Origin of the sequence: Kribbella sp. NBC_01245 (assembly GCF_036226525.1) — a bacterium.
GTDB lineage: Bacteria > Actinomycetota > Actinomycetes > Propionibacteriales > Kribbellaceae > Kribbella.
This window is the reverse complement of the sequence record NZ_CP108487.1, coordinates 2,539,890-2,552,787: the sequence shown is the minus strand read 5'-3', so window position 1 is coordinate 2,552,787 and position 12,898 is coordinate 2,539,890. Positions and strand designations below refer to the sequence as shown.

The 12,898-nt window shown below is 67.9% G+C and carries 8 protein-coding genes; 4 read left to right on the top strand and 4 right to left on the bottom strand.

Features of this window, described 5'->3' with window-relative positions; translation table 11 throughout:
* Nucleotides 1–72: 72 nt before the first annotated feature.
* The gene (locus tag OG394_RS11230) at nt 73–753 is read right to left on the bottom strand and encodes a hypothetical protein (RefSeq protein ID WP_328995118.1); all 681 of its coding nucleotides are present in this window, start codon (nt 751–753) and stop codon (nt 73–75) included.
* Entirely contained in the window at nt 746–1,510 is a 765-nt protein-coding gene (locus OG394_RS11225; protein WP_328995117.1) for an alpha/beta hydrolase, read from the bottom strand. The genes OG394_RS11230 and OG394_RS11225 overlap by 8 nt, the downstream gene beginning before the upstream one ends.
* 261 nt (nt 1,511–1,771) lie before the next feature.
* Here OG394_RS11225 and OG394_RS11220 point away from each other — a divergent pair, with 261 nt between their 5' ends.
* The 4 genes from OG394_RS11220 to OG394_RS11205 all read left to right on the top strand — a co-directional run bounded on the left by OG394_RS11220 (nt 1,772) and on the right by OG394_RS11205 (nt 6,895).
* Nucleotides 1,772–2,545, top strand: a complete 774-nt coding sequence (locus OG394_RS11220; protein WP_328995116.1) for a lysophospholipid acyltransferase family protein — start codon at nt 1,772–1,774, stop codon at nt 2,543–2,545.
* A 909-nt stretch (nt 2,546–3,454) separates the two neighbouring features.
* Nucleotides 3,455–4,828, top strand: a complete 1,374-nt coding sequence (locus OG394_RS11215; protein ID WP_328995114.1) for a class II 3-deoxy-7-phosphoheptulonate synthase — start codon at nt 3,455–3,457, stop codon at nt 4,826–4,828.
* Nucleotides 4,825–5,871 (top strand): threonine aldolase family protein, encoded by a 1,047-nt coding sequence (locus OG394_RS11210; protein WP_328995112.1) that lies wholly within the window; start codon nt 4,825–4,827, stop codon nt 5,869–5,871. Before OG394_RS11215 ends, OG394_RS11210 begins: the two co-directional genes overlap by 4 nt.
* A gap of 46 nt (nt 5,872–5,917) precedes the next feature.
* Nucleotides 5,918–6,895, top strand: coding sequence for a ribose-phosphate diphosphokinase (locus OG394_RS11205; RefSeq protein ID WP_328995111.1), 978 nt, complete (start codon nt 5,918–5,920; stop codon nt 6,893–6,895).
* Between the two features lie 6 nt (nt 6,896–6,901).
* Here the strand turns inward: OG394_RS11205 and OG394_RS11200 are convergent, their stop codons facing one another.
* Together OG394_RS11200 and OG394_RS11195 are read right to left on the bottom strand one after the other, a co-directional pair.
* Entirely contained in the window at nt 6,902–9,547 is a 2,646-nt protein-coding gene (locus tag OG394_RS11200) for a glycoside hydrolase family 97 catalytic domain-containing protein (RefSeq protein ID WP_328995110.1), read from the bottom strand.
* Between the two features lie 118 nt (nt 9,548–9,665).
* Complete coding sequence (locus OG394_RS11195) at nt 9,666–12,722, bottom strand: amidohydrolase family protein (protein WP_328995109.1); 3,057 nt, start codon at nt 12,720–12,722, stop codon at nt 9,666–9,668.
* Between the last annotated feature and the right edge of the window lie 176 nt (nt 12,723–12,898).

Genomic DNA, 12,898 nt, shown 5'->3' with positions numbered 1-12,898 from the left:
GTGCCCTTCCTCGAACCCAGATCGCCGGATTGTCCGACAATCGTGAGGTCTGTCTATCAGACGGGGCCCGGCCTAGACCACCGCGCCGTCGTCGCCACCCTCGTCAGCGGGCAGGCGATCCTTCATCCGGATCACCAGCGTAAGGAATCCGGCCGCGAATCCGAGCGCGCCGAGCAGGGTGAGTCGGCTACCCGAACCGATGTCCAGCAGCGCGACCAGCACCAGCACCAGCGGTCCACCGATCACCCCGGTCCAGGCCAGCCGGCTGATCCAGTCCAGCCGCGGACCACGCGGCGGCTCCGGCGGGATGTAGTGCTCGTGCGGGTCCTTGGCGTCGGCCACCCGCGGCTTCGGCTCGGGCTCCGGCTGGTCGTCACTGATCCGGACCGGCTCGGACCGGTCGATCTCGATGTCCAGGTCCTCGATCGCGGGCCAGCGCGGCACGGTCGCCGTACCAGCCTCGCCGGTCTCACTCGCGCTGTCCGTGGCGGGCGCCTCGTCGAACTGCGCGACCAGGGCCTGCCACTCCGCGTCCTCGCTGCTCCGGGCGATCACCACGCCGGCGCGCTCGGCTGACGCCTCGTCGACGTACAGCCGGTCCATCGCGCGACGCGACGCCTCGCCCGGCTCCACCTGTTCGGCGTACGCCGCGATGCCGGCCTCGGCCAGCGCGCTCAGCACGGCATCGGTGATCGAGGGCTCGACCTCCCCCATCTCCGCGTACGACGACGCGGTCAGGCCGTTGTCACGCATCCGCGGCCACCCGGCGGATGAAGCCCACGCTCTCGGCGAAGATGCGCGGGGCGTCGTTGTCCAGCGTGGCCACGTGGTAGCTGTCCTCCAGCAGGACCTCGGTGACATCGCGCGACGAGATCGAGGAGAGAATCTTCAAGCCGCTGCTGGCCTCGACCACGTGATCCACGGTCGACCGGAACAGCAGCACAGGCTGCGTCACCTTGGCCAGGTCGTCCCGGGTGATGCGCCACAACTGGGACAGCGAGTACAACGCCTTGAGCGGCATCCGGTCGTAGGCGTACTCGTTCACACCCGGCTTCTTGATGTCGTTGGAGATGCCCGCCAGCGACGGCACGAATCGCTGCAGCACCGGCAGCACCGCCAGCCGCTTGTCGTCGGTCTGCACCGACGGGTTGACCAGCACGAGGCCGCTCAGGTCGGCGCCATGCTCCTCGGCCATCCGCAACGTGAGACATCCGCCCATCGACAGGCCGGCCATGAAGACCTTGTCGTGCTCCTTGCGCAGCCGCTCGAACTCGTTCTCGAGTACGGCGAACCAGTCCGGCCAGCGGGTGTGGTTCATCTCCTGCCAGGTGGTGCCGTGGCCGGGCAGCCGGGGCAGCGCCACCCCGAAGCCCTCGGCGGCCAGGTGCTCGGCGAACGGCCGCATCGACGCGGGCGAGCCGGTGAACCCATGGCTGAGCAGAACACCGACACCGGCCTGCTGGCCGGAACCGGGGGAGCGGAACTCCTCCGCATAAGAGTGCACTGGCACGCTGACTCCTCAGGCGGTACAGAACGACGACTTCAAGACGCCATGGTCGCAGGCGGGTGCGCCGTCGCCCAGACCGGCGCGGCGGTTGCGCTACCAGCGTGACATCCCGCACAACTCTCCGCGCGCCCGATCCCGAATCCCGCGGGTCTGGATCAGGTGCCAGCACGAAGTGCAACCCCTTGGGGGCGTGCGGTGAGATTGCCGGAGGGGCAGAGTGGACGTAGGGTCCTGTGTCGACTGCGGCGTGACGGAGGTGAAGGCGTGCTGTATCTGTTCCTCAAGCGGTTCATCGTTGGACCGCTGGTGAGACTGATCTTCCGTCCTTGGGTCAAGGGGCTGGACAACATTCCGACCAAGGGGCCGGCGCTGCTCGTCAGCAACCACCTCTCGTTCACGGATTCGATCTTCCTGCCGGTCGCCGTACCGCGCCAGATCATCTTCCCGGCCAAGTCCGAGTACTTCACCGCGCCCGGGCTCAAAGGGAAACTGGTCGCCACCTTCTTCCGGTCCATCGGCCAGATCCCGATCGACCGCTCCGGCGGCCGAGCGTCGCTGGCCGCGCTGAACACCGGCTTGGGCATCCTGGAGAAGGGCCAGCTCTTCGGCATCTACCCGGAGGGCACTCGGTCGCCTGACGGGCGCCTATACAAGGGCAAGACGGGCGTCGCACGGATGGCGATCGTGGCGGGTGTGCCGGTCATCCCTGTCGCGATGATCGACACCGAGAAGCTCAACCCGCCTGGGACCGTTATGCCCCAGTGGCTCCGCCGCGAGCCGGGTCGGCGTTTCCCGCGCGTGCTGCGGCCGGGTGTGGTGATCGGGAAGCCGCTGGACTTCTCTCGCTATGAGGGAATGGAGCGCGATCGGTTCGTTTTGCGCTCGGTCACTGACGAGATCATGTACGCGCTGATGGACTTGTCGGGCCAGGAGTACGTCGACATCTACGCCGACAAGGCCAAAGAACTCCTCAAAGCCGGCGAATCCCTCGAAGACCACGTAAAACCCCGCCAAAACCCCGACACCAAGGCGTCTTAACCAAGCCCCCTCGCCGGATCGGGCCGGGTATTCGGTAGGCACCCGCCCCCTGAATTCTCCGCGGGCACGGTTTGTGGATATCCCTCCCGCGAGACGCCTCATTGCGCGCACCGCGGAGCCGTCCCCGCGCGACCCGGTCCGCCATCAGCACCGTCCGCTCCTATTCCGAGGGTCGACCCTCGGAATAGGGGGTGGACACGCCAAACTTGGCGGGTCGACCCCCCATTCCGGATGCCGACCCTCGGAATAGGCCGGGCGCTCGCCGATGTGGAGCTGCGCACCGGAACCCAGGAGATGAGCGGATAACGCACGATTTGCGGGCGCATGACGACCGCAATGGCTCCCAGCATCATCTTCCTGAGCGAACTGGACGTTTTCCGGGCCGAAAAACGTCCAGTTCACTCAGGAAGCAGCACCACTGGCCATCCGAGTACGGAAGGCGTACGCAAACGGTCAGACTCCACCCGTCCCCCCGAATAGCCGGACCGGCCTGACAATTCGGAAGAACTCGGGGGGACGGGTGCCCACGAAGGACCTGGCGCGGTGAAATCCGGCGGGCGTTGGCGTTGATTCGTCCGAATCCGCCCGCCCACGCCGGTGACCAATCGACCCGCCGCGGTCAGGGGCGAGCGGATGCAGACGAATCAACGCAATGGGAGCCCGGAGCCCGCCCCCCAAAGGCGACACCTCTTGGTCAAAAGGGTCCGACGATCCGCGACACGCCGCGTCACAAGGGCCCGATGAGCAGCAGCAGCGTGAGACGAGCACGGCGAGGGGGGCGTGAGACGAGCAGGGCGAGGGCGCGGGAGATCAGCAGGGCGAGGGGTGGCGTGAGGCGGGACGGGGAGCCCGGCGTGGGGGCGTGAGACGGGAGGGGGAGCGTGGGGTGGGGGCGTTTAGGGTGGGGGTATGCAATTTGCGATGTTGGGCTCGGGGGTTGTGCCGGGCGTTCCCAGTTTGGATGAGCTTCGGGCGCTTAAGCCGCTTCAGCAGCCGGAGTGGCCGGAGGGCGACGCGCTTGAGGGCGTCATCGAGGAGCTGCGGAAGCTGCCGCCCCTGGTATTCGCCGGCGAGTGCGACGACCTCCGCGACAAGATCGGCGCCGTCGCGCGCGGTGAGGCGTTCCTCCTCCAGGGCGGCGACTGCGCCGAGACCTTCGACGGTGTGACCGCCGAGAACATCCGCGCGAAGCTCCGGGTCCTCCTCCAGATGTCCGTCGTGCTGCAATACGCCGCGAGCGTCCCGGTCGTAAAGGTCGGCCGCATCGCCGGGCAATACGCAAAACCCCGGAGCAGCAACAACGAGACCCGGGATGGCGTGACGCTTCCGGCGTACCGCGGTGATGCCGTCAACGGCCTCGAGTTCACCGAGTCGTCCCGCATCCCGGACCCGCAGCGCTTGCGCGGCGTCTACAACGCGGCCGCCGCCACCCTCAACCTGACGCGCGCATTCACCACTGGTGGTTACGCCGACCTGCACCAGGTGCACGCCTGGAACACCGACTTCGTCCGCTCCTCGCCGGTCGGCCAGCGGTACGAGCAGCTCGCGGGTGAGATCGAGCGGGCACTCGCGTTCATGCGGGCCTGTGGCGCGACGTCGGACGAGTTCCGTACGGTCGACTTCTACGCCAGCCACGAGGCGCTCATCCTCGAGTACGAACACGCGCTGACCCGGATCGACTCGCGCACCGAGCAGCCGTACGACGTGTCCGGGCACATGCTCTGGGTGGGCGAGCGGACCCGTCAGCTCGACGGCGCGCATGTCGAGTTCCTCGCGACGCTGCGCAACCCGCTGGGCGTGAAGGTGGGCCCGACGACCGAGCCCGACTACATCCGCGCGTTGATCGACAAGCTCAACCCGAAGGGCGAGGAGGGTCGGCTGACCTTCATCACCCGGATGGGCGCGGGCAAGATCCGTGAGGGTCTGCCGCCGTTGCTGGAGGCTGTGCGCGATCACGGTTCACCGGTCGCGTGGGTGTGCGACCCGATGCACGGCAACACGTATGAGACCCCCAACGGGTACAAGACGCGCAACTTCGAAGACGTGGTCCACGAGGTTGAGGGCTTCTTCGACGCGCACGAGCAGATCGGCACCTGGCCGGGTGGTCTGCACATCGAGCTGACCGGCGACGACGTGACCGAGTGCCTCGGTGGTGGTGAGGACCTCGTCGCCGCGGACCTCGTCAACCGCTACGAGACGGCCTGCGACCCGCGGCTCAACCGGCACCAGTCGCTCGAGCTCGCCTTCCTCGTCGCCGAACGCTTGAGGGCTGCCCGCGCGTGACCAAATTGATCGACCTCCGCAGCGACACCGTCACCAAGCCGTCGCCGGGCATGCTCGAGGCGATGGGCCGGGCGGAGGTCGGCGATGACGTGTACGGCGAGGATCCGACAGTCATCGAGTTGGAGACCGAGGTGGCCGGCCTGCTCGGACACGAGGCCGGCCTGTTCACCGTGACGGGTTCCCTCGCGAACATCCTCGGCGTGCGTGCCCTCGCCCCGATCGGCAGCGAGGTGATCTGCGAGGCCCGGGCCCACATCGCCCGGGCCGAGCTCGGTGCACACGCGGCCGTCAGCGGTATCACCACCCGCACGTGGTCCGACCCGGCCGGCCTGATCAACCTCGAGCAGATCCGCGCGCTGATCGCCCCCGACCTCGGGCCGTACTTCGTCACCACCGCCGCGGTCTCTGTCGAGAACACGCACAACTTCGGCGGCGGCACGATCCAGCCCAAGAGCCGGTACGACGCACTCGCGGACGAGCTCGACGCGGCCGATCTGCCGTTGCACCTGGACGGCGCGCGCCTCTGGAACGCACACGTTGCGACCGGCGTGCCGATGGCCGACTACGTACGACGAGCCAAGGCGGCGAGCGTCTGCCTGTCGAAGGGCCTGGGCGCCCCGGTCGGCTCGGTGCTGGTCGGATCGGCCGAGCTGGTCCGCGAGGCGAGGGTTTGGCGTAAACGCCTCGGCGCGGGATGGCGCCAGGCGGGCGTGCTCGCGGCGGCCGGGCTGTACGCCGTACGGAACAACGTGGACCGGCTCGCCGAGGACCACGCGAAGGCGCGAGTGATCGCCGAGGTGCTCGCGGACGCCGTACCGGGTGGGGTGAAACCGGACGCGGTCGAGACCAACATCGTGGTGCTGGACCTCCCGGCCGAAGGCAAGACCGTGCCGCAGGTGGTTGCCGAGGCCAAGGAACAGGGTGTCCTGATCGGTGGCGTCGGGGCGCGCACGCTGCGATTCGTCACCCATCTGGATGTCTCGGCGTCCGACAGCCGGTACGCCGCCGAGGCCGTTGCCAGGATCGTGGCGATGCCGGGATAGGCTCGGCGTCGTCGGGTCTGAGCTGTGGGTCTTCGGGGAGTCAGCAGTGCGCGAGATCGTGGTCTTCAGCGGTAGTGCTCATCATTCGTTGGCGGACCAGATCTGCGCCGATCTCGGCGTCGAGCTGTCCCCGGTGGAGATCCATCGGTTCAGCAACGACTGCCTGCAGGCGCAACTCCAGGCGAACTGCCGCCAGCGCGACGTCTACATCGTGCAGCCGCTCGTGCCGCCGACGCAGGAGCACCTGATGGAGCTGCTGCTGATGATCGACGCGGCCCGAGGTGCCTCCGCGGCCCAGATCACGGCCGTGATGCCGCACTACGCGTATGCGCGGTCCGACAAGAAGGACTCGTCCCGGATCTCGATCGGCGGCCGGCTGGTCGCGGATCTGCTCTCGACCGCGGGCGCTAACCGGGTGCTCACGATGGCCTTGCACGCGCCGCAGGTGCACGGGTTCTTCTCAGTCCCGGTCGACCATCTGACCGCGATCGGCGAGCTCGCCGAGCACTTCCGCGGCAAGGACCTCACCGACACCGTGGTGGTCAGCCCGGACCTCGGCAACGCGAAGACCGCGACCCAGTTCGCGCGGTTGCTCGGGCTGCCGGTCGCGGCTGGTAGTAAGCAGCGGCTGGCCGACGACACCGTGGTGATCGACGCGATCGTCGGCAATGTGGCCGGCAAACGCGCGATCGTGCTGGACGACGAGATCGCGACGGGTGGTTCGATCGTCGAGCTGCTTGACCGGCTGCAGCAGTTCGGCTGTACGGGCGCGGCCGTCGCCTGTACGCACGGCCTCTTCACCGGCAAGGCTGTCGAACGGCTCCGGAACCACCCCTTCATCACCGAGATGGTGACGACGGATACGGTCCCGAGGCCGTCCGACTGGCCCGAGCTGCAGGTGCGTTCAGTGGCCGGGTTGTTCGCCGAGGCGATCTCCCGCATTCACGCCGGCGAGTCGGTCAGCTCCCTCTTCGACGGCGTCGACCCGTCCCACGCGCCGCCGCAGCCGAAGCTGCCGTTCTAGCCGGTTTTAGCTTTTGCAGGCGAGTGAGGCGATGCCCCAGTCGGCGTGATCGCTGTTCTTGCCGTTGCCGCCGTCGTTGGTGGCGAGCGTCAGGCGCTTGACCCCGGTCACGTCCAGGTCCAGAACGGTCGCGGCCTCGCGGGCGCGGATGACCGGCGTACGGGCCAGTTCGCGGCCGTCGCCGACAACGATGAACCCGACCGAGCCTTCGGTCGACTGCGTCCCGTCGTCTACCCCGACCTCTGCCACGAAGCGGGTGCAGTTCGCGCCGAGCCAAGTGGTGAGCGAGCTCGGTGCGTGCGCGCCGACGCCCTTCGCGTAGGTCTTGCCGCCGATCGTCAACGTACCCGGCGGCTTATCCCCGCCGTGGCTGTGATCGCGCTGCTGCGCCCGGCCGTACCCGTTGCTCTCGTCCGTCCACGGCAGATCACTCACGTACGTCGACCCGGTCGGCGGCAGTGGTTCCGCGAAGATCGGCGTCGCGTCCGACGAGTACACCCGACGTCCGTCCGGTGCCGTGTAGTTGCCCGCGACAACCAGTTCGAGATCGCCGCGTACGCCGCCCGGCAGCAGCTTCAACGTCCAGCTCCCGCTGACGCTCTGCCCTTCGGTCAACCGGGTCTTCCGTACCGGCCGCCCCGCCACCAAAGACCAGCCGCGCGGTATTACGGGCGCCAACTCCAGATCGGACACCACCCCGCCAGTGCGGGCGACGAAGATCCCCTGCACGCGAACGGTCTCGTTGGGTGCGATCTCGGTCTTGTCCGCATCCACCAGCACAGTCGTCGAAGGCGCCGGTAGATAAGGCACGTCGCAAGTGGTCCGACCTGTCGTCGCCGGGCAGGCCTGGATCGCGAAGCCGCCGCGGTCGACCACCGGGATGGTCAGCTTGTCCGCCGCTGTCCATGTTTGCGATGTACGCCTTAGTGTTGGCCCGTCGTCGGTGATCGTCTCGACTAGCCAGCGGCCGGTGCCGAGCATGCTGAGTGGTACGTCGACCGAGGTCGCGCCGCCCGAGCGGATGCCGCCGATGAACCAGCGTTGACCGTTGCGCCGGGCAACGATCGCCTCTTGGCCGGGTTGCCCCGCGAGCAGGCGCATCTCGTCCCACGTCGTCGGCAACTGCGCGAGCATCCGGGCGCCTTCGGGTTGCGAGGCCAGCTCCTCCGGCGTACTCACCACATGCGTCCAGCCCGACTCGTACACGATCGGCAGGGCGAGTTCGTGCGCGTTGCTGGTCTGCGGTTTCGGATTGCTCAGCGTCGCGAAGCGGGTCGGCGTGTAGTCCATCGAGCCGATCACATTGCGGGTGAACGGGAGGATCGTATTGCGGCTCGCGTTCAGCCCGTTCTCCTCACCGCGCACGCCTTCCATCGTCATCAGGTGCGGCCAGGTCCGGGCCAGACCGTGCGGCACGGTCGAACCGTGGAAGTTGATCATCAGCTGGTGCTTCGCGGTGTCGGCGAGAATCGCGTCGTACCACTGGTACCGGGCCTGGCTGTCCGACTCCATGAAGTCGACCTTGACGCCCTTCACGCCCCAATTGGTCAGCCGCGGCAACCAGTTGTCGCGTTGCGCCTGGCTCTCCAGGTTCGTCCAGTGGAACCACACCAGCACCTCGACCCCACGGGCGCGGGCGTACCGCGTCAGCGCCGGGATCCAGGACTCACTCCAGCCCTCATCCACCAGCACGTACTTGAAGTTGTTCTTGGCGGCGGCATCGACGTAATCCTTCTGCCGTTCGAAATCGCGTGGGCTCGAGTTCTCCGCGAGCCAGGACCAGGACGAGACGCCGGGTTTGATCCACGAGGTGTCCGTGAACTTGGCCGGGTCCGCGAGGTCGTCCACCATCGTCGATGCCGTGACCGTCGCCAGGTCGCCCACGATCATCGTCCGCCAGGCCGTCCGGGAGACGCCGGTGACCGGTCGTTCGTCCGCCAGCAGTACGTCGTACCGGGGTGTGCCTTGCGTATGGCGCAACCGGGCGCCGGCGTACCGTCCGTCGAGGCCGGATTCGGCCAGCAGCACGTAGTTGCCGCCGGCAAGGAACAACGCGGGATGGCCGAATTGCCCGGTCGGTGCGGTTGCGGCCGTCGCTTGGGCGTGCTCGTTCTCGTGTTGCGGGTTGTACGGCTGGAGCCAGCTGGTCGCGTCGCCGGCGAACTCGTACCCGCCGGACTCGCGCTCGACGGTCGTTGCCGCGGGTAGTTCGTACCGGTAGGCCACGCCGTCATCCGACGTACGGACGATGAGGGTGAACTCGGCGCCTGCGGGGTTGGCGAACCGCAGTCGGGTCTCCTGCGCGAGCACGGTCCGCTGGCGCTGCTTGCCGGTCGTCATGAGATAGGTCTCGCGGACCTCGCGCGTCGTCTGCCCACGTGCGGTTAACCCGCCCGACAGGTCGGCGGTGGCCGTGACGAGGCCGAGGTCGACGGCTCGCACGGGCGTTGCTCCGTTGACCTCGACCGCGAGGCTGAGGCGGCCGCCTTCGCTGAGTTCGACCTTGGCCGACGGCCCGCTCGCCGCCTGCAGCCTCCACGTCGCGGTCGGCTGGGTGTCGACCGCGACGGGGGAGGCTGTGGCGGGTGGTAGGGCCAATGCGGGTAGCAGGGCGGCGACGGCGAGGCCGCGCAGGATTGATCGAGGCACCATGACGGGACTTCCTCACGGTAGGTGAATGGGCGGAAACACCTCTGGTGCCGGTCAACCTAAGAGCTAATGTTCGATGACGCAATAACCTGTTCGGAAATGTTTGGGAACGTTTCCGCCGTCAGCCCTCGCAGCAGACACGATGCAGCCACTCCGGCTCGTGCCACCAGAATTCCGGGTCGTCCGCATGCGCGTGTGCGCGGCTGACGCCCGCCGGCGCGACTGATGCCGGGTATGGCGCGAGCAGCGAGTCGACTGTGTGCAGCCGCCCGCCGACCATCACCTGCTGTACGTCGGCCGCCGCGCGAATATCGGCCAGCGGATTGCCGCGCACGAACGCCAGATCCGCCTGCGCCCCAGGCTTCACCACGCCGAGTTTGTCCTCCAGTTGCAGCCATTTGGCTGGGTTGTGCGTGGCCGTGGTCAGTGCCTCGTACGGCGTGAAACCGCCCGCGACCATCGACCGGAGATTGGCGTGCAAGGAGATCGCGACGTTGTCCAGCGGCGCGTCCGTGCCGGCGATGACCAGGCCGCCACCGCGATGGATGCGCAACACCATGTCGACGTTGCCCGCCAACAGCGCTCGCGTGGTCGCGCCCGCCGGGCCTTTCGCCGTCTCGACCTCGGTCTGCAACGCGGCGTACTCCCAGGACGGGAAGAGCCGCGTCGTCCGGCGATCGGTCAGCAGCGACGGGTCGTCCACGTGCGCCATGGTCGAGTTGAACAGCGTCGGCGTGACCGACATCCCCGACCGGGTGAACAGCGTGATGACGTCCGCGTACGCCCGGCCGAGGCGGCTGACGGTGTGCGAGTAGCCGAGGCGGTTCGTGGCGCCTGTGTGCTCCATCCCGTCCATGCCGAGGTGTTCGGCCGGGTAGAGGTAGTGCGATGACAACTGCAGGCCGAGTTGGTGGACCGCGGCGATCGTCCGCCGCTGGTACTCGATCGGGAGCCGGACGTACGTCTTCACCAGGTCGTACGCGAGCCCCTCGACCCGATCGAGCTCGCGCCCGAGTTGCGCCAGGGACAACGTCGGACGCATGAAGTTGTAGAACACGCGCGACCCGTCGATCGCCTCGCCGGTGGCGAAGTACCGCGGGCCGATCAGCGAACCGTTCGCGAGCGCCTCCCGCGTTTCCTGCATCTGGTAGACGGGATCGCCGGGAGAACGCGTGGTCGTGATGCCGTACGCCAACCAGAGCAGGCCTTGGCGCGCACCCCAGGCCCGACCGCGCAAATGCCAGTGATTGTGCGCGTCGATCAGCCCGGGCATCACGGTCATTGCGGACGCGTCGATATCGGGCTTGCCGCGGTGTGGGCGGACTGCGGCGATGCGCCCTCCGTCCAGGACAATGTCGACGTCGTTTTCTAGTGCCTTCGAGCGTCCGTCCCATAAGGCGCCCGCGTGGATCGTCACGTGTTCGTTGATCGTCGCGCGCTGCCAGGTCAAGTCCAGCCTTATCGTCGTCGCGCGGGTGCCGGCGATTGTGGTCCGGCGGAGTCTCCCGTTGTGCAAGTAGAGCAGCGTCCGGGCGTCGAGCCAGACCGGCGAGTCCGTCGCCTCCGACGTCACCGCGCGCGGCTCGCCAGTGAACCGACCGCGCGCATCCACCGGTACGACGTACAGCAGGCTCTCGACCACGAACGCGAGGTGCTTGCCGTCCGGCGCGAAGACCGGGCCGTCGTCACCACGCGTGGCCAGCGATCGGAACGGCATCGGCTCGACGTACTCGAAAGCGCCCGTGACCACGTCGACGTACAGGAGTTGGCTGGTGCCTTCGCGGAATCGCTTGCTGAAGGCCTTCACCGCCGCGAGGACGAGCGTTTTGCCGTCGGGCGCCCAGCTCACGCGACCCGGTTGGAAGAGCGTAGGGGTGACTTGCTTCGGCTGACCGGTTGCCAGGTCGAGAACCCAGGCGATGCCGTCTTGGTCTTGGTAGGCGACCTGCTTGCCGTCGGGGGAGTAGCGCGGAGCCGTTTGTGCGCCGGGCAATGTGGTGAGCTTGCGTTTGTTGCCCGAGGCAAGGTCGTACGACCAGAGGTCCGCGGTGCCGTCTTTATCGCTTGCGTAGAGCAACGATCGGCCGTCGGGTGAGAAGTCCGGGTCCGAGTTGAAGTAGCCGTCGGCAACTACCTTGCGCGGTTGGGCGCGGCCGTCGAGGTCGGCGATCCAGAGGGCGTTGAGCGCGCGGAAGGCGATCGTCTTGCCATCCGGCGAGGCCGTTGGCGAAGCGATACCGAGGGCGGGCCGGCGCCGGGTCGACTCGATGTCCGGCGACTTCGGCCGGGGTCGTCGCGAGGTGACGGGAACCGTTGCGGCAAAGGTGATCACGCTCGCGTCCTGTCGATGGATCAACCCGTCCGCCGTGTAGTGGAACCCGCCCGTCGGACTCCACGACGGCGGTACGGCGAAGACGTCCTTGCCGCTCGTCACCGCCTGCCCACCGATGACCAGATCCGCCTTCGGGCCCGTGAGCCGTACGTACGCGAGCACCTGCTTGTCGTCGTACGACGGACCGTAGAGGGTGGTTCCGGTGCTCGCGGCAACTACCGTACGACGTTGACCGGTCGCGAGGTCGAGCTCGTCGATCGCGGCGACGTCGACCGTGAATGCGACCTTCGCGCCATCGCGGGAGACGGTCGGCTCGGCCTCCTCGGTCAAGGTGTCGGTCAAGGCGGAAATGGTGCCGGTGGCAACGTCCAGCCGGTGGATGCCGTACGTGCCGTTGCCACTGCGGTCGGACGAGAAGACGATCGACTTGCCGTCGGGGGTGTAGTGCGGTTCGCGGTGGTCGTACCGGCCGGTGGTGAGCTGGCGAAGACCGTTGCCGTCGGCCCCGATCGTCCAGAGGTGGAAGTTGCCGTCACGGTACGACTGGAAGATCAGCGAACGCCCGTCCGGCGACCACCGCGGCCGGGTGGCGTCCTGGAGGTCGTCGGTCAACCGCTGGGCCTCACCACCCGCGGCTGGGAGGATCCAGATCGACGTGACCAGGTCGAGTGCGAGATACCGGCCGTCGGGGGAGACGGCCACCATGAAGTTGGTGCCTTCGGTCAAGGTGGCGGCGTTCTGGGTTTCGGCGGATGCGGTTGCCGGCAGCGTGACCGTGCTGCTCGCCGCGATCGCGCCACTCAGCTGCAGGGCGCGGCGACGGGAAATGCTCCAGTTCTTGGACACAGTTGGATCCGTTCCTGGGAGGCGGCAGAACGAATTCGACCCTGCCACCCAGCGGCTTCCCCAGCACCCGCGACCGGCGCGTCACTCCGCGACCAGCTCAGCGGCCGGGTCATCGCTCAGGATGCGGGTAGAGCCGCACGAACCGCAGCGCCACCCGCCCGTCCTCAGTCCCATGC

What these genes read in the sequence shown, in the direction of transcription:
- OG394_RS11230 (WP_328995118.1), bottom strand. Translation starts at nt 753, where the DNA reads ATGCGTGACAACGGCCTGACCGCGTCGTCGTACGCGGAGATGGGGGAG.
- OG394_RS11215 (WP_328995114.1), top strand. Translation starts at nt 3,455, where the DNA reads ATGCAATTTGCGATGTTGGGCTCGGGGGTTGTGCCGGGCGTTCCCAGT.
- OG394_RS11200 (WP_328995110.1), bottom strand. Translation starts at nt 9,547, where the DNA reads ATGGTGCCTCGATCAATCCTGCGCGGCCTCGCCGTCGCCGCCCTGCTA.